General features: G+C 63.5%; 20 protein-coding genes. 12 read left to right on the forward strand and 8 right to left on the reverse strand.

Translation table 11 applies throughout. From position 1 onward, the window contains the following. Positions 1-29: 29 nt before the first annotated feature. Positions 30-973, reverse strand: a protein-coding gene (locus JG739_RS10615; RefSeq protein WP_446720497.1) for an IS630 family transposase whose coding sequence is annotated in 2 segments (ribosomal slippage) — positions 30-637 and positions 637-973 — 945 coding nt in all. Because the reading frame shifts where the segments join, the coding sequence is not laid out codon by codon here. A 165-nt stretch (positions 974-1,138) separates the two neighbouring features. After that, a complete protein-coding gene (locus JG739_RS10620; protein WP_202366418.1) occupies positions 1,139-2,803 on the reverse strand; it encodes a Na/Pi cotransporter family protein in 1,665 nt (554 codons plus the stop codon). A 384-nt stretch (positions 2,804-3,187) separates the two neighbouring features. Between JG739_RS10620 and JG739_RS10625 the strand changes: the two genes are divergently transcribed. From JG739_RS10625 to JG739_RS10650, 6 genes are all read left to right on the forward strand, one after another. After that, positions 3,188-3,550: an RcnB family protein gene (locus JG739_RS10625; protein ID WP_202366419.1), complete on the forward strand. Its 363-nt coding sequence runs from the start codon at positions 3,188-3,190 to the stop codon at positions 3,548-3,550. Between the two features lie 154 nt (positions 3,551-3,704). Continuing rightward, positions 3,705-5,696 (forward strand): DNA primase, encoded by a 1,992-nt coding sequence (dnaG, locus tag JG739_RS10630; RefSeq protein ID WP_202366420.1) that lies wholly within the window; start codon positions 3,705-3,707, stop codon positions 5,694-5,696. A 384-nt stretch (positions 5,697-6,080) separates the two neighbouring features. Continuing rightward, positions 6,081-8,102, forward strand: a complete 2,022-nt coding sequence (gene rpoD, locus JG739_RS10635; RefSeq protein ID WP_202366421.1) for an RNA polymerase sigma factor RpoD — start codon at positions 6,081-6,083, stop codon at positions 8,100-8,102. A 207-nt stretch (positions 8,103-8,309) separates the two neighbouring features. After that, a complete protein-coding gene (locus tag JG739_RS10640; protein WP_202366422.1) occupies positions 8,310-8,603 on the forward strand; it encodes a GYD domain-containing protein in 294 nt (97 codons plus the stop codon). Between the two features lie 187 nt (positions 8,604-8,790). Next, positions 8,791-9,171, forward strand: a complete 381-nt coding sequence (locus JG739_RS10645; protein WP_202366423.1) for a thiol-disulfide oxidoreductase DCC family protein — start codon at positions 8,791-8,793, stop codon at positions 9,169-9,171. A gap of 138 nt (positions 9,172-9,309) precedes the next feature. Next, positions 9,310-9,600 (forward strand): HlyU family transcriptional regulator, encoded by a 291-nt coding sequence (locus JG739_RS10650; protein WP_202366424.1) that lies wholly within the window; start codon positions 9,310-9,312, stop codon positions 9,598-9,600. 98 nt (positions 9,601-9,698) lie between these two features. Here JG739_RS10650 and JG739_RS10655 read toward each other — a convergent pair whose 3' ends face one another. Continuing rightward, positions 9,699-10,337 (reverse strand): FMN-dependent NADH-azoreductase, encoded by a 639-nt coding sequence (locus JG739_RS10655; protein ID WP_202366425.1) that lies wholly within the window; start codon positions 10,335-10,337, stop codon positions 9,699-9,701. Positions 10,338-10,446: 109 nt separating this feature from the next. Between JG739_RS10655 and JG739_RS10660 the strand changes: the two genes are divergently transcribed. Continuing rightward, a complete protein-coding gene (locus JG739_RS10660) occupies positions 10,447-11,394 on the forward strand; it encodes a LysR family transcriptional regulator (RefSeq protein ID WP_202366426.1) in 948 nt (315 codons plus the stop codon). Here the strand turns inward: JG739_RS10660 and JG739_RS10665 are convergent. Beyond that, the gene (locus JG739_RS10665; protein WP_202366427.1) at positions 11,336-11,953 is read right to left on the reverse strand and encodes a TetR/AcrR family transcriptional regulator; all 618 of its coding nucleotides are present in this window, start codon (positions 11,951-11,953) and stop codon (positions 11,336-11,338) included. The genes JG739_RS10660 and JG739_RS10665 overlap by 59 nt on opposite strands. Positions 11,954-12,020: 67 nt before the next feature. Between JG739_RS10665 and JG739_RS10670 the strand changes: the two genes are divergently transcribed. Together JG739_RS10670 and JG739_RS10675 are read left to right on the forward strand one after the other, a co-directional pair. Then, entirely contained in the window at positions 12,021-12,443 is a 423-nt protein-coding gene (locus JG739_RS10670) for a VOC family protein (protein ID WP_202366428.1), read from the forward strand. 110 nt (positions 12,444-12,553) lie between these two features. After that, on the forward strand, positions 12,554-13,465 hold the full coding sequence (locus tag JG739_RS10675; RefSeq protein ID WP_202366429.1) for an arginase family protein: 912 nt from the start codon (positions 12,554-12,556) through the stop codon (positions 13,463-13,465). A 3-nt stretch (positions 13,466-13,468) separates the two neighbouring features. Here JG739_RS10675 and JG739_RS10680 read toward each other — a convergent pair whose 3' ends face one another. Further along, positions 13,469-14,419 carry a S1C family serine protease gene (locus JG739_RS10680; protein ID WP_202366430.1) on the reverse strand — a complete coding sequence of 317 codons (951 nt, stop codon included), beginning with the start codon at positions 14,417-14,419 and terminating at the stop codon, positions 13,469-13,471. Positions 14,420-14,595: 176 nt separating this feature from the next. On the opposite strand from JG739_RS10680, the gene JG739_RS10685 reads away from it, so the two are divergent. Continuing rightward, entirely contained in the window at positions 14,596-15,468 is an 873-nt protein-coding gene (locus JG739_RS10685; RefSeq protein WP_202366431.1) for a S1C family serine protease, read from the forward strand. A gap of 8 nt (positions 15,469-15,476) precedes the next feature. Next, positions 15,477-16,127 carry a helix-turn-helix transcriptional regulator gene (locus JG739_RS10690; RefSeq protein ID WP_202366432.1) on the forward strand — a complete coding sequence of 217 codons (651 nt, stop codon included), beginning with the start codon at positions 15,477-15,479 and terminating at the stop codon, positions 16,125-16,127. A 6-nt stretch (positions 16,128-16,133) separates the two neighbouring features. On the opposite strand, the gene JG739_RS10695 is transcribed toward JG739_RS10690, so the two are convergent. Together JG739_RS10695 and JG739_RS10700 are read right to left on the reverse strand one after the other, a co-directional pair. After that, positions 16,134-16,523 carry a type II toxin-antitoxin system VapC family toxin gene (locus JG739_RS10695; protein ID WP_202366433.1) on the reverse strand — a complete coding sequence of 130 codons (390 nt, stop codon included), beginning with the start codon at positions 16,521-16,523 and terminating at the stop codon, positions 16,134-16,136. Beyond that, positions 16,520-16,786, reverse strand: a complete 267-nt coding sequence (locus tag JG739_RS10700; RefSeq protein WP_202366434.1) for a type II toxin-antitoxin system VapB family antitoxin — start codon at positions 16,784-16,786, stop codon at positions 16,520-16,522. The genes JG739_RS10695 and JG739_RS10700 overlap by 4 nt, the downstream gene beginning before the upstream one ends. A 165-nt stretch (positions 16,787-16,951) precedes the next feature. Between JG739_RS10700 and JG739_RS10705 the strand changes: the two genes are divergently transcribed. Then, the gene (locus tag JG739_RS10705) at positions 16,952-17,818 is read left to right on the forward strand and encodes an SDR family oxidoreductase (RefSeq protein WP_202366435.1); all 867 of its coding nucleotides are present in this window, start codon (positions 16,952-16,954) and stop codon (positions 17,816-17,818) included. A gap of 265 nt (positions 17,819-18,083) precedes the next feature. Here the strand turns inward: JG739_RS10705 and JG739_RS10710 are convergent, their stop codons facing one another. Further along, positions 18,084-20,273 carry an OmpA family protein gene (locus tag JG739_RS10710; RefSeq protein WP_202367406.1) on the reverse strand — a complete coding sequence of 730 codons (2,190 nt, stop codon included), beginning with the start codon at positions 20,271-20,273 and terminating at the stop codon, positions 18,084-18,086. Positions 20,274-20,344 lie beyond the last annotated feature (71 nt).

A 20,344-nucleotide genomic window follows, 5' to 3' on the forward strand; every position in this document is an offset into this window, starting at 1 on the left:
GCTGAAAAATGCTCTAGAGCGGGATGAGATTACCTGCGGTCATAGCCTGAGTTTGCGAAGTAATTTGAGCACTCGAGCGGTGTGACGCGGTTGAGAATCTGGCCGATGGCGTTGCAGACCGTTTCAACGGTGCGCTTTGCGGCCTTTCGCAGCCAGTGCTTGAGCTTGGCGAAGAGCTGTTCGATCGGATTGAGGTCAGGCGAGTATTTCGGCAGGAAGAAGAGCCTCGCGCCGGCCTTTCGGATGGCGCGACGCACGGCCTTGCCTTTGTGGCTGCCGAGATTGTCCATCACAACGATGTCGCCCGGCTGGAGAGTGGGCACGAGAACCTTCTCGACATAGAGGAGGAACCTCTCGCCGTTGATCGGCCCGTCGATGAGCCAGGGCGCTTCGACGCGATCATGACGCAGCGCAGCCAGAAAGGTCATTGTCTTCCAGTGGCCATTGGGAACTTTGGCCTTGATCCGCTGTCCGACCGGTGCCCAACCCCTGAGCGGGGCCATGTTGGTCTTGGTCCAGGTCTCGTCGATGAACACCAGGCGGGCGGGGTCGATCCGGTCCTGATACAGAACCCATTGCCTCCGTCGGCGCGCAACATCGGGACGATCTTGCTCGGCGGCGATCAGCGTCTTTTTTTGTGAGACAGCTTCTCGGCGTGCACGAACTCCCACACCGAGCGGTAGTCAACCTTCAGGCCACGCTCGCCAAGTTCGGCCACAAGCCCGCGCAAGGTGAAGTCCTTCTCCCGGCAGCGCTCGACAAGCCAGTCGCGCCACGCTCCCGATATCTTCTTCGGCTTGTAGCCGCCCACTTGGCGGGGCGCCACGCTCCCCGTCTGTTCCACCCGCTTCAGCCACTCGATCGCCGCGCTGTAGCTGACGCCAAATCGAGCAGCCGCCGCGCGCCGCGAAAGCCCTTCAACCTTGACCGCCGCAACAACCCGTTCGCGCAGGTCCATTGAATATCCAACCATCAATGCTGGCCTCCTGCCCAGCAGCAAGGTTGAATCAGATCATCGCTGATTTGGGAATCCCACGACTCCCATAAATCTCATCCCGCTCTAGCCGACAGACGGCAGGGTTAGCAAAGACTAATTTTCGCGCGCCGGCTCCACGGCAATTCCGGCGCTGGGCCCGATCTATCCGGCCTTCAGCCGCGAGCCGGTGAGCAGGCCGCGTTCCTCGAGCACCGGGTAGGCCATCGAGGCGAGCAGCGAGTTGATCTGCTTCAGGTCGCGGATAGTGTCGAGATGGATGGAACTGGTCTCGACGCTCTTGGCGGTGCCGTCGCGCAGCCGCACGAAATGGCTGGCGCTGGTCTCCTTCTCGCGGTCGCGCAGCCGATCCTTTTCCAGCACCAGCTGGCGGGCGGTCTCCGGATCGCGCGAGACCAGCACGTTGAAGGCAAGCCGCGCGTTGGCGAGCACCGAAGCGTGGAAGGCGCTAAGCTCACGCCAACCCTCGGGCGTGAACTCCAGCCCGCGCTCGAGCTTCTTTCTGACATGCACCAGCATGTTGCGCACGATGATGTCGCCGACCTGTTCGAGCTTGACGCAGGCGCCGATCAACTCCTGGCAGCGCAGTGCCTCGTCCTCGCTCAGCGGGTTCCTGGTGACCTTGGCCAGATAGAGCTTTATCGACGCATGTTTCTTGTCGACGCGGTCGTCGAGCGCGGCCAGCGCCTTGATCTTGTCGGCGTCGGCGCTCTCATAGAGCTCGATGATGCGCTTCAGCATGATCTCGACCGTCTCGCATACCCGCACCACCTCACGGGTGGCGTTGGCCAGCGCCTGGCTCGGCACATCGAGGGCGCTGTCGTTGAGCGCGGACAATTCGACGACGTCGAGCGCTTCTGCCGGTGCCGGTTTGGTGCCGAGCGCCACGATTTTTTCCGAAACGCGGTAGACGAGGCCGGCCAGTGGCAGGCCGGCAACCAGGATCAGGACGTTGAAGAGGATATGGGCGTTGACGATCTGGTCGGGCACGGTGGCGCCGAGAAAGGCGACCGGCGGCTTCAACCACAGGAACAGGATGAGCATGGCCAGCGAGCCCATGCCGCGCATCAGGAGATTGCCGACCGGTACGACACGCACGCCCGGCTCGGCTTTGCGGGTGAGCAGCGGCGCGATGATCGACGAGCCCAGATTGACGCCGAGCACCAGCACGATGCCGAGTTCGGGCGGGATGAAGCCGCGGCCGGCGAGCGTCACCATCAAAAGGACCGCGGCAATCGAGGAATGGAACAGCCAGGTGACCAGCGCCGCCAGCAGATAGGCGGTGACCGGGTCGCCGGAAAAGTAATCGACGACGACTGGCATCAGCGTGCTCTGGCGCAGCGGCTCCGAGGCCTGACCGATCATTTCCAGCGACAGCACCAGCAGGCCGATGCCGACCAGGATGCGGCCGAACTGGCGCCAGTCGCGCCGCTCGGTGGCCATGAACATGACGGTGCCGGCGACAAGACAGACCGGCACCAGCAGCGACAGGTCGAAGGTGAGCAGTTTGACCACCAGCGCCGAGCCGATCTCGGCGCCGCGCACGGCAAGCTGGCCCGATATGCCGCTGACGATGCCGGCGCCGGCGAAGGAGCCGACCAGCAAGGTGACGGCGGTGGAGCTTTGCAGGGCGATCGCCAGGCCGCAGCCGGCCAGAACCGCCATGAAAGGATTGCGCATGGTGGCGCGCAGCTTGTGGCGCAGCACATCGCCATAGGCGCGCTCGACACCCGTCTTCACCAGGCGGGTGGCAAACAGCATCAGCGCCACCGCGCCGGCAAGATGCAGCAAAACGACCGAACCGCTCATGTCAGGCTCGCATTCCGACAGCCACCAGCGATATGGCAGCCGTGACGGCAAAGAGGCAAAAGAGGGCGAATCAAAGACATTGCAAACGTCGATACTACTACGATTGCTTTTAGCCGGATAATAAATTTTGCCCGATTCGGCAGGCTGTTGCGCGACAGGGCGTGTCGGAAATGGCTGGATCGCAAAATGGTTGCATTGCCGGCCGGCTTCCGGATGACCGCGCGGTCAAGTGCGGGCGACAGCTTCAGGTCCGGTTTGAGTGGAGTGTTGAATTAGCTATTCTAAATATATGAAATCATTAAAAAAACGCAATTCTCATGTTCAGTTTCGGTTCATTCTTCGGGCTCTATTGCTTGGGCATCGACAACCAGGGAGTACCCGGTGATGAAACGCATCATTCTTTCCGCAGTCGCCGTCTCGATGCTGGCTGCCACGTCGCTGCAGGGCCAGGCAGCGCCGCTGAACGCGCCGCAGTCGACCTACAGCAAGCTTGGCTGGAAGGAGCCGGACAGGCATGTCGACGTGAAGAAGCGCGTCGTGGTGAAGAAGAAAGTCGTCGTTAAGAGGAACCGCTGGCGCAACGGCCAGAAATATTCGAGCTGGAAGCGTCACCATTCGATCCGCGACTATCGCCACTATGGCCTGCGTCGTCCGGGCCGCGGCCAGGAATGGATCCGCGTCGGCAACGACTATCTCTTGGTTAGCGTCGTCTCCGGCATCATCTTCGGCGCGATCGCCGCGCACTGACCGTCACAACGTCGACCGGCACTATGCCGGAATAGGAAAGAAGGCTGCCGCAACGGCCGCCTTCTTTTGCCCTGTGAAAACCGGGTATGGTCCGCATTAGGAGTCGTCGGGTTTCGCCGGCGTGATTATATGGAGGACAAACGAGCCGTTCCCGATGCGCTTTCCACCTACCTTCCTGGACGAGATACGCGACCGCGTGCCGATTTCATCGGTAATCGGCCAGCGCGTGGCGTGGGACAGGAAGAAGACCAACGCGCCGCGCGGCGATTATTGGGCGTGCTGTCCCTTCCATGGCGAGAAGAGCCCGTCCTTCCATTGCGAGGACAAGAAGGGCCGCTACCATTGCTTCGGCTGCTCGGTTTCGGGCGACCACTTCAAGTTCCTCACCGAACTCGACGGAATGAGCTTTCCCGAAGCGGTCGAGAAGATCGCCGACATGGCCGGCGTGCCGATGCCGGTTCGCGATGCCGAGGAGGAACGGCGCGAAAAGGAACGCGCCAGCCTGACCGAAATCATGGAAATGGCGACCGCCTTCTTCCAGGAGCGGCTGCAGGGACCGGAAGGCGCAAAAGCCCGCGCCTATCTGCGCGACCGCGGGCTGACGCCGGCGACGCAGCAGTCGTTCCGGCTCGGCTATGCGCCCGACAGCCGCAATGCGCTGAAGGAGCATCTTGCCGCCAAGGGCGTGCCCAAGGCCGATATCGAAGCCTGCGGGCTGGTGCGCCATGGCGACGACGTTCCGGTCTCCTACGATTGGTTCCGCGACCGCATCATGTTCCCGATCCCGGATTCCAGAGGCAAGATAATCGCCTTTGGCGGGCGGGCGCTGGCAGCCGATGCGCTTGCCAAATACATGAATTCGCCCGACACCGAGCTCTTCCACAAGGGCAATGTGCTCTACAATTTCGCCCGTGCTCGCCAAGCACTGGGAAAGGGGGCACTGGGAAAGGGGGCGCTGGCCAAGGGCGGCACGGTCATCGCCGTCGAAGGCTATATGGACGTGATTGCGCTGGCGCAGGCCGGTTTCGAGAATGTCGTGGCGCCCCTCGGCACCGCGCTGACCGAAAACCAGCTCGAACTGCTGTGGCGGATGGCCGGCGAGCCGGTGCTGTGCTTCGATGGCGACCAGGCCGGACTGAAGGCGGCATGGCGCGCCGCCGACATGGCGCTGCCGGCGGTCCAGGCAGGCCGCTCGGTGCGCTTTGCGCTTCTGCCCGAAGGCAAGGACCCCGACGATCTGGTCAAGGCCGAAGGACCGGACGCGTTTCGCGCCGTGCTTTCCGAGGCGCGGCCGCTCGCCGACCTTTTGTGGATGCGCGAAACGGCCGGCGGCATCTTCGACACGCCGGAACGACGGGCGGAACTGGAAAAAACGCTGCGCGAACTGACCAGCCGGATTCGGGACGAGAGCTTGCGCTATCACTACCAACAGGAAATGCGCGAGCGGGTGCTAAGCTTTTTCGGCGCGCAGCGTGGGGCGCGCCAAGGCTATCCAGGGGGGCGTCAAGATGGGCGGCCCGGTGGGCGTTTTCAGGGCAAGGGCTCAGTTCCTAGCGGACAGTTCGCACGCGGCGGTAACCCCGGCGGACGCACCGCGATCACCGAAAGCCTTGGCCGCTCGGCGCTGGTCAAGCGCGGCAGCGAGGGGATGTCGGTGCGCGAGGCGACGATCATCGCAGCTCTTGTCAATCATCCGGCGCTGATCGACGAGAATTTCGCCCATGTCGAGTTCCTCGACCTCGCCAACACCGATCTGAAGCGATTGCACACGGCGATCCTCGATGCGATGGCGCATGACATGGCCAACGACCGCAACGCGGTGATCGCGACGATCGAACGGGCCGGCTGCGGCGAGATCTGGGCACGCGTGGTGGCGCTGATCAAACGGGCGCGGCAATGGCCAGCGCTGGAAACAGCCGGACTTGACGATGCCCGCGACGCCTTCAGCCAGGCGCTCCACTTGCAGCGCAGCGCGCGCACCTTACATAAGGAGCTGAAACAGGCAGAAGCGGCGCTCGCCAGCGATCCCACGGACGAAAATTACCGGCATCTCGTCGAGATCCAGGCGCAATTCCGTGATGTGCAAGCAACGGAAGCGCTGATTGAAGGGTTCGGCGTGTCGTCGGGCCGGGCTGGGCGGGTGTAGGTCGAAGCTTACGAAGAGTGAAAGTGCAGACCGTGCTTGCACGCCGAATCAGCCGCGGCGCTTCAAGTCGGGTAAATGATTCGCTTTTTTCATGCGAATCATGCGAGAGGCGCTTGACCTTCTGGCAGAATGACGGAATCAGGACGATTCGAAACGTTAACCCGCGCCGGCGTCGACGGAAATGCAGCGATGTGAGGTACCGGTCACTGGACAGGCAGCCAGCCTGCCACAGATACCAGGGTTAATCTGGACTTAATGAGAGATGCAGTTACTGGCCCGGGGAAACGCGTTCTAGCGCGAGCGCATCTGATTTAACCGGTACGGCAGCTTACGCGGCTAGATACTTATGCGGCTAGATACCTGGCCGCTTGGAGAAAATAAAGAATGGCGACAAAAGAAAAGGAAGAGGTCGAGACCGAACGTGAAGGCGCCACTGATGGCCCTCTGCTCGACCTTTCCGACGATGCTGTCAAGAAGATGATCAAGGCCGCCAAGAAGCGCGGCTATGTCACCATGGACGAACTGAATTCGGTGCTGCCCTCGGAGGAAGTGACCTCCGAGCAGATCGAGGATACGATGGCCATGCTCTCCGACATGGGCATCAACGTGGTCGAGGACGACGAGCAGGGCGAGGAGCCCGAAGCCGCCGATGCGGCTGCCGACGCCGAGGAAGACGCCAACGAACTGGCCGAGCAGACCGGCACCGCGGTTGCTGCGACGACCACCAAGAAAGAGCCGACCGATCGTACCGACGATCCGGTTCGCATGTATTTGCGCGAGATGGGCTCGGTCGAGCTTCTGTCGCGCGAGGGTGAAATCGCGATTGCCAAGCGCATCGAGGCCGGCCGCGAGACGATGATAGCGGGCCTGTGCGAAAGCCCGCTGACCTTCCAGGCCATCATCATCTGGCGTGACGAGCTCAACGAATCGAAGATCCTGTTGCGCGAGATCATCGACCTCGAAGCGACCTATGCCGGGCCGGAGGCCAAGCAGGCGCCGGTGGTCGAGCGGATCGAAGAATCTAAGACCGACGAAAAACCGCGCCGTTCGCGCGAGGACGAGGACGACATCACCAATGTCGGCGGCGACACGCGCGGTCTGACGGATGACGACGAGGAAGACGAGGACGAAGCCAGCCTGTCGCTGGCGGCGATGGAAGCGGAGCTGCGCCCGCAGGTGATGGAGACGCTCGACGTCATCGCCGACACCTACAAGAAGTTGCGCAAGCTGCAGGACCAGCAGGTCGAGAACCGGCTGGCTGCCGCCGGCACGCTGTCGCCCAGCCAGGACCGCCGGTTGAAGGAGCTGAAGGACCAGCTGATCAAGGCGGTGAAGTCGCTATCCCTGAACACGGCGCGCATCGAGGCGTTGGTCGAGCAGCTCTACGACATCAACAAGCGCCTGGTGCAGAACGAAGGCAAGCTGTTGCGGCTGGCCGAAAGCTATGGCGTGCGCCGCGAGGAATTCCTGAAGGAGTACCAGGGCTCTGAGCTCGATCCGAACTGGGTGATCTCGATTGGCAATCTGACCTCGCGCGGCTGGAAGGAATTCACCAAGAACGAAAAGGACGCGATCCGCGACCTGCGCGCCGAGATCCAGAACCTCGCCACCGAGACGGCGATCTCGATCCAGGAATTCCGCAGGATCGTCAACCAGGTGCAGAAGGGCGAGCGCGAAGCCGCGATCGCCAAGAAGGAAATGGTCGAGGCCAATCTGCGCCTCGTCATTTCCATCGCCAAGAAATATACCAATCGCGGCCTGCAATTCCTCGACCTGATCCAGGAAGGCAATATCGGCCTGATGAAGGCGGTCGACAAATTCGAATACCGCCGCGGCTACAAGTTCTCGACCTATGCGACGTGGTGGATCCGGCAGGCGATCACCCGCTCGATTGCCGACCAGGCGCGCACCATCCGCATTCCCGTGCACATGATCGAGACGATCAACAAGATCGTGCGCACCTCGCGCCAGATGCTGCACGAGATCGGCCGCGAGCCGACGCCGGAGGAACTGGCGGAAAAGCTCGCCATGCCGCTGGAAAAGGTGCGCAAGGTGCTGAAGATCGCCAAGGAGCCGATTTCGCTCGAAACGCCGGTCGGCGACGAGGAGGATTCGCATCTCGGCGATTTCATCGAGGACAAGATGGCGATCCTGCCGATCGACGCGGCGATCCAGGCCAATCTGCGCGAGACGACGACACGGGTGCTCGCTTCGCTCACCCCGCGCGAGGAGCGCGTGCTCAGAATGCGCTTCGGCATCGGCATGAACACCGACCACACGCTGGAGGAAGTCGGCCAGCAGTTCTCGGTCACCCGCGAGCGAATCCGCCAGATCGAAGCCAAGGCGCTGCGCAAGCTCAAGCACCCGAGCCGCTCGCGCAAGCTGCGGAGCTTCCTCGACAGCTGATGCCGGATGACGAATAAGCAATTTAAAGGGCGCTGCGGCGCCCTTTTTCGATCGTGCCGCAGAGATGGTCCCGCGACGTGCGGTTGTTGTTGCAGCATACCGGCTGTGGGAGGATAATCGCGTGTCGGATGCATTTTCTGGGCGACAAACCCGGATGCCCGCCCCGGCAGTGACGCCGCGCTCCGAGGCCTCCGGAGGGAGGTGTACATGACAACCTATATCGTGCTGATCAACTGGACTGAGCAGGGCGCCAGAAATGTGCGCGAGTCGCCGAAGCGGCTCGATGCCGCCAAGAAGCTGCTGGGAGACATGGGCGGCTCGTTCAAGGCTTTTTATCTCACCATGGGCGAATGCGATATGGTGGCGGTCGTCGAAGCGCCTGACGATGCGGTGCTCGCTCGTTTCTCGCTGATGCTGGCGACAGCCGGCAACGTGAGGACGCGGACGCTCAAGGCGTTCCCGGAATTGGCCTATCGCGAAATCATCGCCTCGCTCGGGTGAGGCGTTGCGGCTCGCGCAAGCTGCCGGAGATCCGACGGTCAGGCGCCGCTCGACGGCGCCCGGCCAATCCGCCCAAAGGTGGCTGGCCCCAAAGGCGGCTGGTCCGAAGGTGGCTGGCCGAAATGTTGCGGGGCGAGGGTATTTCCCGGATAGTCAGCGCCGCACTTCAGCTCGCGTCTCGAGACCCATGCCCAAGCCTCTGCTGACCATCTGGTACAATACACGTTGTCCGGTTTGCGATGCCGGCATCGTCAGGCAGAAGCGGCGGCTGGTCGAGGCGATCAAGGCCGGGCGGATTGCGTTTCGCGACATCAATGCCGAACCGGCGGCGCTGGCCGGATACGGCGTGTCGCTGGACGACATCCGCCGCCGGCTGCACGCAATCGATGCGGACGGCAAGCTGCTGGTCGGCGCCGACGTTGCAATTGCCGTCTGGCTGAGAACGCCGGGCGAGGGCTGGCTGGCAGCGCTGTTCGGCAACCGCGCCGTCCTGCCGCTGACGCGCTATGCCTATGATCGCTTCGCCGATCTTCTCCATGCCTGGAATCGGCGCAAGGGCCGCTGGTAAGCGGCACAGAAATCCTGTTCGTCAATGGCCCGGGCTGCCCCGGGATGCGGCCCTTGCCCGTTTGTCTAACGACCGCTAGTGAAATCATCCTGAATCACGCTATGTGATACAGGATGATTGCCGTTGGAGGGCGCGCCCATGTCTTTTCTGAAACGTCTTTTCGGCGGCGGCGGTGACGCGGGCGAGCCAAAGAGTGCTGCACCGGCAAAGCAGATCGAGCACAAGGGATTTTTGATCAGCGCCACGCCGTACAAGGCGGAGGGCCAATACCAGACCTGCGGCGTGGTTTCGAAGGAGATCGACGGCGTGGTGAAGGAGCACAAATTCATCCGCGCCGATCGTTTCGCCGGGCTCGACGACGCTGTCGACATCTCGATCAAAAAGGGCATTCAGCTGGTCGACGAGCAGGGCGAGAAGATGTTCGGGTGAGATCCGTTCGGTTTCCGTCGCATCTTCCGTAAAGACGATCAAGGCAAGCGCCCTGTCGGGCGCCTGCCTTTGATTTCAAGTTACCGACGGCTGGTGGCCTACGCCGCCGCCGCCTGTTTGCTTTCGGTCGATGTCACCACCGCATCCACCGTGGCTGATGCCTTGGCCAGGGCGGCAGTGACCGCATCCGGCCCCATGCCGACGCCTTCGATGCGGATGACTTCGACGTCGGTCATGCCGATGAAGCCAAGCACGCTGCGCAGGTAAGGGATGGCGTGATCCATCTGCACGGCAGCGCCTTCCGAATAGATGCCGCCCGAGGCGAGGACGACGTAGACCTTCTTGCCGGTGACGAGGCCTTTCGGACCACTCTCGCCATAAGCGAAAGTCTTGCCGGAACGGGCGACGTGATCGACCCAGGATTTCAGCGTCGACGAAATGCCGAAATTGATGAAGCCGGTGGCCAGGATGATGGTGTCGGCCGCAAACAGTTCGTCCACCACGGCATCCGAAACACCGACGACCTCGGCCTGGCGCTGGGTGCGGGCCTCGGCTGGCGTATAGATGCCGGCCGAATAGTCTGGATCGATATGCGGCAGCGGGTTTGCCACGAGATCGCGAACGACCAGCTTGGCCGAAGGATCGGCGGCAAGCAGCTTTTCTGCAAGTTCAGTGGCGATGCGGGTCGAATGCGAGGCAGCGCCCCGCGGGCTCGAGGTGACGAGTAGGATGGACATGGCGGGTCTCCAGGGTTGGAATGATCTGTCCCGACCTATATGGACTTGCTGACCCATTTGAAAAACCGGTATATTTTATGTATGTTCCATCTAAATAGTGGATAGAACGATGCAACCAAACCCGACGCTCGATCAGCTTCAGATTCTTGTCACCGTCGCCGACACCGGCAGTTTCTCTGCCGCCGGCCGCAAGCTCAACCGAGCGCAGTCGGTCATCAGCTACGCTATCGCCAATCTCGAGGCACAGCTTGGGCTGAAACTGTTCGAGCGCGAGGGCACGCGCGAGCCGCATCTGACCGATGTCGGCCGGGCGACGCTGGAAGATGCGCGGCGCATGGTCGGCGTATTGCAGCGCATCCGCTCTCGCGTCGACAGCCACAAGCAAGGCCTGGAGGCTGAAGTCGCGCTGTCGGTCGATGCGACGCTGCCTTCTACCGTGCTGGTGCGCGTGTTGAAGGCGTTCGAGGCGCAATTTCCAACCGTGATGCTGCGCCTGCATATCGGTACCCTCGGGCTGATCCCGGATCATGTCGTCAATGGACATGCCGATCTCGGTATTGGTGGCCTGCTGGGCGAGGTCGACGTGCATCTTGTGCGCATTGGCTTCATGTCGATGGTGCCGGCGGCCGCGCCAAGCCATCCGCTGGCGCTGCTTCCCAAGCCGGTGCCGCTGGAGGAGGTGCGCGAACACATCCAACTTGTCGTCAGCGACCAGTCCGAGCGCACCAAAGGGCGCGACTACGGCGTCTATGCCTACCGCACCTGGCGACTTACGGATATGCGAACCAAGCATGCGCTGATGCGCGAAGGGTTGGGATGGGGCGGACTGCCGCGATGGTTGATTGCTGACGATGTGGCCAACGGCCGGCTGGTGGAGCTCGATCTGGAGCCGTATCGCGAAGTCCGCTCGCCGCTTTATGCCATGCACCGCCCCGACCGCAGCCCGAAGCCGGCTGCGGCCTGGCTGATCGACCAGTTCAAGCGCCAGCTTGGCTGTTTCAACGAGTTCGAACCGAACCAGGCGCCTGAGGAGACAGCCCATCAATCAGCGCCATGAGAACGGCGCGATAGTCTGCGGCTGAAGCGCCGGCCTCGATAGCGAGCGCCGCGCGGTCGAAGGCTGCGGCAAGAAGCGCGGTCAGCGCCTCCACCGGCAATCTCATCATCGATTGCGAGCGCATCGCGGCGACGAGACCCTCGCGCAGCGAGCGGTTGCCGTGGCGGTTGTCGATTTCGTCCATGGCGGCGCGGCCGAGCACGGCCGGTCCGTCGAGCAGCAGGAGCCGGGTGCGGCCGGGTGCGCGCATGGCGGCAAGATAGGCATCCGAGCCGGCGATCAGGGCGTCGCGGGCAAACAGCGAGGGCGGCGAGGCGCGCTCGATCTCTTCAGCTACCGCCGCAGCCTCCTGCTCGACCACGGCGGCGAACAGCGCCTGCTTGTCGGCAAAGTGATGATAGAGCGCGCCGCGCGTGACGCCGGCCGTAGCCACGATCTCGGGCGTGCCAGTCTCCGAATAGGACTTTTCGGTGAACAGTTTTCGCGCCGCTGATATCAGGTCGGCGCGCGTCGCTTCGGTACGATCGCGGTTGGAGCGGCGCGCAGATTCCTGTTGCATACATGCAGCCTGTATGTTAGTGGATATTTACATGCAGACTGTATGTTATTTGACGGGAGAAGGAAAGATGAAGACGACAAGCTATTACCCGGTGCTGATGACCGGCGACGTTGCCGGCACAAAAGCCTTCTATGTCGCGCATTTCAGCTTCAAGCCGCTGTTCGAGAGCGACTGGTACGTGCATCTGCAATCCACCGAGGATCGCCGCGTCAATCTCGGCATCGTCCAAGGCGACCACGAGACGATTCCTGAGGAGGGGCGTGGCCGTACCTCCGGCCTGCTGATCAATTTCGAGGTCAAGAACCCGGATGCGGTCTACGAGCGGGTCGTAGCCGCTGGCCTGCCGATCCTGCGAACGCTGCGCGACGAACCCTTCGGTCAGCGCCATTTCATCACCAAGGATCCCAATGGCGTGCTGATCGACGTGATCAAGCCGATCCCGCCGAGCGCCGAGTTTCTGGAGCAGTTTGTTGAAGGCGCGGCGGCCTGAGCGCGACAGGCTGGCGGGAACTGTCTGTAGATATCACCTGAAGGCTTCAGCCGCATGGCCGGTCGTGTCTTTGCGGTCTATGCTGAGGGCTCATCAGCCTGAGCCACTCCATGCGTGAAATCTGCCTTGTCCGCGCACCCTCAAACCTTGGCCTGCGCCCGCTGAGGCCGGGTCATATTCCGGGGACGTGGCGTGCGCCTCAGGCATTGACCGAAGCCGGCTTGATCGAGACGCTTTCGCCCCTCAAAGTGGTTGATCTCGATCGGCCTGCCTATAGCACGGAGCCGCAGCCGGGCACCCGGCTGCGCAACGGCAACGCGATACGCAGCTTCAATCTCGAACTTGCCGAAGTCGTTGCCGGCGCACTGGGACAAGGCGAGTTCCCGCTGGTGGTCGGCGGCGACTGCGCGGTCCTGCTTGGCGCACTGGCTGGCGCACGGCGATCCGGTCCGCTGGCGCTGGTCCATGTCGACGGCCACAGCGATTTCCGCCATCCGGGCAACTACGACATTAACGCTTCACTTGGCTCGGCCGCCGGCATGGACCTTGCGCTCGCCACCGGACGCGGCGAGCCGTTGCTGACCGACTGGCCCGATATCCGAGGCCCCCTTGTTGCGGACGAACAGGTGATTCAGATCGGCGAACGCGAGAACCGCGACCGCGACTTTGCCTGGCCGGACATCAATTCGACTGCAATGACGCTGATCGATGTCTTTGCCGTGCGAGAGCTTGGCGCGGCAAAGGTTTTGGAAAAGACCTGGAACACGCTGGCGCGAACCGGCTGGCCCTATTGGGTGCATTTCGATGTCGATGCGCTCGACCAGACGGTGATGCCGGCGGTGGATTCACCAGGCAGTCCCGGCATCGATCCCGACGATCTCGTCGCCATCCTCGCGGCGCTGGTGGCGGATCCGCGCTGTACCGGAATGGACATGACCATTTTCGATCCGGACCTCGATCCGACTGGCGAGTTGGCAGTGCTGCTGGTTTCGCTGCTTGGCCAGATCTTTGCACCGCGATAAAGGTCAGCTTCGCGCCACCGGCATCACCGTGACCTGAGCAATGCCGGAGCGGCGCACCACCGTGCACAGTGTTTCGCGGCCGATGCGCTCGGCATCGAGCAGGCGCACCAGATCGTCGACGCCGGTGACCGGGCGGCCGTCGATGGCGGCGATGATGTCGCCCTCTTTCAGGCCTGCTCTCGCCGCCGGACTGTTCGCCTCGACGCTGCGCAGGCGCACCGCCGTGCTGCTCGACACTTGCGACAAAAGGGCGGCGCGACGCGGCAGGTTTGTCGTATCGGCGGAGACACCGATGAAGGCGCGGCGGACGCGGCCGAAGCGGATGATCTCGGAAATGACGAAATTGGCGGTGTTGGAGGCAACCGCGAAGGCGATGCCTTGCGCGCCATGGATCATGGCGGTGTTGACGCCGATGACCTCGCCCGCCGACGACACCAGCGGTCCGCCGGAATTGCCGGGGTTGAGCGCTGCGTCGGTCTGGATGACGTCGTCGATCAGCCGGCCGGTGGAGGCGCGCATCGAGCGGCCGAGCGCCGAGACAACGCCTGATGTGACGGTCCATTCGAAGCCGAGCGGGTTGCCGATGGCAATGGCGATCTGGCCACGCCGCAGGCGCTTGGAATCGCCGAGCGGCGCGATATCGGCAAAGCTGCCGTCGGCACGCACCAGCGCGATGTCGGTGTCGGGGTCGCGGCCGAGAACACGGCCTTCTCTGGAGATGCCGTCCGGCATCGTGACACGGACGCTGCGAGCATCGCCGACGACGTGGAAGTTGGTGACGACCAGCCCATCCGGTGTGATGACGAAGCCGGAGCCTTGGCCGCCGCCGGCGCTACCGATGCGCTCGATGCGGCAGACGGCGGGACCGATGCGGTCCACGGCATCGGCGACCGTTGCCGAATAATCGTCGAGCAGCGCATCGTCGAATTGTAATTGCTGGGCTGGGAGGGACATGGCAGGGCTCCGTATCTTTTAGAGCAAGATGAAGGATGCCTATATGTGCGCAGCGGCCGGATCGGCCGCGACCTGACCAGATGGCCAGTCCAAACGCCCAACTAGCCGTCAGGCGAGTACCCGCCGACGCGGTGCCGAGCGATATCTGGGGTATGAAAAAAACCCAGGAGACCAAAATGAGCGACTTCAATCTGAGCGCATTTTCCGACGCCATCGCCGATATCGCCGCCGCAGCGGCGCCGGCGACGGCGAGCTTCGCCACGCATCAGCATCGCACCGCGACCGCCTTCCATTGGCGCGACGGCTATTTTGTCGCTGCCGAGGAGGCGGTGGAGGCCGGCGAGGCGATCGAGCTGACGCTTTCTTCGGGCGACAAGGTGAAGGCTGAGCTGGTCGGCCGCGATCCATCCACCGGGACCGCCCTTCTCAAGCCGACCGGCGCGCCGGACGTGCCGCCGCTGACCAAGGCAGGCACGGCGCGGCCGGGCCATCTGGCCATTGCCGTCGGCAATAGCGACGGAGCGTCGCTCGCTGCATTCGGCACGGTTGGCGAGGTCGGTCCGGCCTGGCGCTCGATGCGCGGCGGTACAATCGACCGGCGCATCAATCTGGCCGTCAATGCCGGCGGCCGTTTCGAGGGCGGCCCGGTGCTCGACGCCAAGGGCGCACTGATCGGCATGCTTTTGTTCGGCCCGCGCCGGCGGGCGCTGGTCATGCCTTACGAGACGATCGAACGGGCGGTGGCGACGCTGCGCGAGAAGGGCCATGTCGCGCGCGGCTATCTCGGCGCCGGCCTGCATCCAATCCGCAACGGCGACACGCATGGCGCCATGGTGATGAGCCTCGACGACAATGGCCCGGCGAAGGCGGCCGGCCTGCATCTTGGCGACATCATCGCGTCGTGGGACGGCGAGGCCGTGCATGGTCCGCGCGACCTGATCCGCAGGCTCGGGCCGGACAGCGCCGGCGCGTCGGTGACGCTCGGCGTGGTGCGCGGCGGCGAACGGCGCGACGTCGCGCTGACCATCGGCGAAAAGCCGCTGAACTGAGAAGATCGATGGCAAGTCACGGGATCACGGGGCGGCGGCTGACGGTGCTGATCGCGCTCGATGACGTCGTGCGCGCCGAGCACCTGTCCACCGCCTTTGCCGCGACCGGCGATCTGCTGCCGATCGTGGCCGATAGCAGCAATAGCGCCGACAGAGCGGATGTCGCGGTTGTCGATGAGAATAGTCTGGAACGAGGGGGCATCGAGGGCGGGGCTACCGATACAGCGATACCTCGGGTGCTTCTGTCGCAACGAGCAAGCCGGCAGCGGCCGGCCGATACCGTGTTTGCCGTGCTGCCGGCGGCAGCGGACGATCTGCTGATCGCTGCCGCCGCGCGACTGGCGGCGGCTGGCTATCGGATCTCGGGCGAGGGCCGCCCCTTATCCGATCGACATGACGATTTCGCCTTTCATGACGACGACCTCTCCGACGAGGAGCCGGTCGACGAGAGCGCCGGCCGGCCGGCGCTTTCGCCGCGCGAGAGCGAAGTGCTGGCGCTTTTGGCCGAGGGCGCGCCCAACAAGGTGATTGCGCGGCGCCTGAACATTTCCGTGCATACGGCCAAGTTCCACGTCGCGGCGATCCTGATCAAGCTTGGTGCGGCCAACCGCACCGACGCGATCGCCATCGCCATGCGCCAAGGCCTGGTGCTGGTCTGACGGGGACTACAAAGCCGGTTCGATATCCGTCAGCCGGAAATCGTCGCTCTTGAACAGCAGTGGCATGGCTTCGAGACGGGCCGTGGCATAGGCGATGCAGTCGCCGAAATTTAAGGCGGCCGGATGCCGGCCTTTGCCATAGCGCAGGAAGGCCTGACGGGCCACAGCGGCATGGTCGGCCGTAAAAGGGATCGTCTCGATCGATGCGGTGCGCAAAAAGGCTTCGAAGCGGTCGACGATCTGGTCTTGCCAGCGGCCGACCAGCACCATCGTCGTCTCAAGCAGGGTCGGTGCCGCGAGCAGCCGCCTTTCAGCCTGAGCGATCGCCAGCACCAAACGATCATAGCCTGGTTCCGTGCGCAAAATAGCGACGAGGGCAGAGGAGTCGATGATCATCGCGTCGGGATTCCAAGTTCGTCATAGCCGAGGATTTCGTCTTCGGTCATCGCATCTTGGCGTTTCGGTATCTGTGCGGCTGTTTCGGCGATTGCCATCAGGCGCTGAAAAAGGTCGTCGGCCTCGTCGCGCGGCACAAGCCGCTCGCGCGCAACTTCGCGCTCGAGGCTTTGACGGATCGCTTCCGTCACCGACACGCGACGACGGCGGGCAAGTTCCCGCGCCAATTGCTCGACTTCGGTGTTCTTGATCGACAGGGCCATTCTATATTCAACCTCTTTTTACAGAATATATACTGCTTCGCCGTTGAGTCCATAGATTCGTGGCGGCTCCGCAGCGTCACCATCTCTCGATGCTCCCCGCTCTTGTATCCGGCGACGGCGCGGGCAAGGATCGCGACCAACAGAATTGCAAGGGAGACGCAAAACATGTCGCTCAAGGGAAAGACGCTGTTCATCTCCGGCGGGTCGCGCGGCATCGGGCTGGCGATCGCGCTGCGTGCCGCGCGCGATGGCGCCAATGTGACGATCGCGGCCAAGACCGCCGAGCCGCACCCCAAGCTGCCGGGCACGATCTATACGGCGGCTGAGGAGATCGAGCAGGCCGGCGGCAAGGCGTTGCCGATGCTGTGCGACATACGCGAGGAGGAGCAGGTGGCCGAGGCGGTCGCCAGCACCGTCGAAAAATTCGGTGACATCGACATCTGCATCAACAATGCCAGCGCCATCCAGCTCACCGGCACGCTGGAAACCGACATGAAGCGCTACGACCTGATGCACCAGATCAACACACGCGGCACCTTCCTGGTTTCCAAAATGTGCATTCCGCACCTGAAGTTGGCTGACAATCCTCACATCTTGAATCTGGCGCCGCCGCTCGACATGAAGGCCAAATGGTTCAAGAACCATGTCGCGTATACGATGGCCAAATTCGGCATGTCGATGTGCACGCTGGGGATGAGCGCGGAGTTCGCCGGGGACGGCATCGCCGTCAATTCGCTGTGGCCGATCTCGACGATCGATACGGCAGCGGTGCGCAATCTTCTGGGCGGGGCGACAGTGGCGGCGATGAGCCGTTCGCCCGATATCATGGCCGATGCCGCGCACGCGATCCTGCTCAGGCCGTCGCGCGAAGCGACCGGCAATTTCTACATCGACGAGGAGGTGCTGCGCGCCGAGGGCGTCAGCGATTTTTCGATCTATGCGCCTGATGCGACAGGCCCGCTCGCCGGTGACTTCTTCGTGCCGGACGAGGTGTTTGCCCGGACGGACACAAAGGTGAAGAGACTGTTCTAAGGATGCCTGGAGCCGGAAACAAAACCCCGCCGGCGAGGGGGTACCGGCGGGGCTCATGTGTCCCGCTGGAGTCGGGACAGGGCAGGGAAGCCCTAGCCAGAATCTGGGGTGGATGACCTCGCGATTCAATGCCTGGTTAATCGCGACTTACATTCTCCTTCAACCTCGGCTCATTGCCGGAAATCGCCCATCCCGGTGAAACCGGAGTGGGCAACGTCTTCCCGCATAGATTCCAGAAACCAGTTCAGGTTTCTGGAACTGCGAGTTAATTCGCGCTGGCGACCGGCGCCACCAGCGAGGTGATGCGGCGGATGGCGACGCGACGGTTCTCGCGCTCAGGCTCCGACGTGTCGACCTTGAGGTACTCCTCGCCATAGCCCTGTGTCGTCAGGTTCTCCGGCGGGATGCTGAAGGCGTTGGTCAGGGCTTCGGCGACCGCCTCCGCGCGACGGTCGGACAGGGCGAGGTTCGCCTCCGGCCTGCCGACGGCGTCGGTATGGCCCTCGATCAGGAAGGTTTCCGCCGGGTTCTTCTCCAGCAGCTTCTCCATGGCGCTGGCGACGCCTTCCAGTTTCTGCACCTCGGTCTCGGGGATCGAGGCTGAACCGAATTCGAAGTTCAGCGTGTCGAGGTCGATGCGGCGGGCGATGTCGCGCACGCGGGCCGAGCGCTTGACCTCGTCGATCGAGTAGAGGCGCTGCACCCTCTCCACCGGCGGCTGTTCGAGGAAGGCATAGTAGTCGTCCGGATCCTCGACCTCCTCGGAATCGAGAATGTACTCCTCGCGCGGAATGTCGATCCGAATCGGCGGCAGGTCGTCGCCCGGATCGCGCCAGTCGCCATCGTCCTCATAGTACCGCTCATCGACATAGCTCAGCACATATTCGCGACCATCGGGCGCAATGCGTGAACGCTGGACGACATCGCCGTAGCGGTTGCGGATGGTGACGATCTGGATTCCATTGTCACGCTCGACGATTTCCCGGGTGCGATTGCCCGACAGTTCCTCGTAGTAGACATTCCGCGCGCCACGGCGCATGCGCGGGGTATCGTCGCTTTCCACGATCGTCTGGTTGTTGAACTGGAGGATAACGCGGTCTCCGAGTTCCCTGACGACGTCGACCCCTCGCGGGCGTGGACGGCGGCGAATGTCCTCGACCTCGGGCACACGCTCGACGCGTCTGCCTTTTTCCTCGGTCGCCCGAACCATCCTCTCAAGCTTGATCGCCTGCTGGGCCGTCCTGTCGTCGGTGGGCGGCGGTCCCGGGTCGATCGGAGCCGGCTTCGGGGCTTCCGCCTGTTCGCCGTTCTGCTGGGTGGGCTGACCACCCGCGTCCTGGCCGACCGTCTCTTGCGTGTCCCTGCCGCCCTTGCGCTTGCGCCTAGCGTCCTTCTGGCTGTCGAACACGGGAGCCTCGCCTTGTGCCGGACCTTCGCCTTCGGCAGGCGCGGCCTGTTCGCGCTCGGCGGGCTGCTCGCCGGTTGAGGGCTGCTCTCCCGTCACCGGCTGTTCGTCGGCAGGCTTCTTGCCACGTTCCCTGGCCTGATCCCGGGGCTTGTCGCCCTCAGCGGGAGCCGTTTGCTGGTCGGTCGGAAGCGGCTCGGCCTGCTCGCCGGCTTGCTTCCTGGCTGGCTGTTCGGCCGGTGCGGCTTCCTGCTGCTGCTCCCGCTCGCGCTTCTTTCTGCGCGGTTCGGGCTGTTCGTCGCTGGCAGGTGCGGCCTGCTCGGCGGGTTTCTCGGCCGGTGCAGCTTCCTCTTGCTGCTCCCGCTCCCGCTTCTTTCTGCGCGGTTCGGGCTGTTCGTCGCTGGCAGGTGCGGCCTGCTCGGCGGGCCGTTCGGCCGGTGCGGCTTCCTGCTGCTGCTCCCGCTCGCGCTTCTTTCTACGCGGTTCGGGCTGTTCGTCGCTGGCAGGTGCGGCCTGCTCGGCGGGCCGTTCGGCCGGCGCGGCTTCCTCCTGCTGTTGGCGGTCGCGCTTCTTTCTGCGCGGTTCGGGCTGTTCGTCGCTGGCAGGTGCGGCCTGCTCGGCGGGCCGTTCGGCCGGCGCGGCTTCCTGCTGCTGCTCCCGCTCCCGCTTCTTTCTGCGCGGTTCGGGCTGTTCGTCGCTGGCAGGTGCGGCCCGCTCGGCGGGTGCGGCTTCTTGTTGTTGCTGCTCGCGCTTCTTCCTGCGCTGGCCGCCCTGCTGCTCCTCACCGGAAGGCGCGGCCTGTTCCGCGGGCGCCGATTCAGCCTGCCGCTCGCGCTTCTTGCGAGGCTTCTGCTCCGGTTCCGCTTGCGGTGGGCAGCCTTCCGCCGCTTCGCCTTCGGGGCAATTCGATTGCACGGGGATCAACGGCGTGGCGGTACTCTGCGGTGGGTCGAACGCGGCGCTGCCCTGCAACGGGAATGCGCCCAACGGCGCGGACGCCATCAGCAGGCCAAGTGCCGTGCCTGCCAGAATCCGTGGTTGGCGTTTCATCAAAAATCCTCCTTTGGCGTCCCATCCCGGCCCAAACTGTTCATCAACCGGATTGGTTCCGGTTAGTGGGC

Origin of the sequence: Mesorhizobium sp. L-2-11, assembly GCF_016756595.1 — a bacterium.
Lineage (GTDB): Bacteria > Pseudomonadota > Alphaproteobacteria > Rhizobiales > Rhizobiaceae > Mesorhizobium.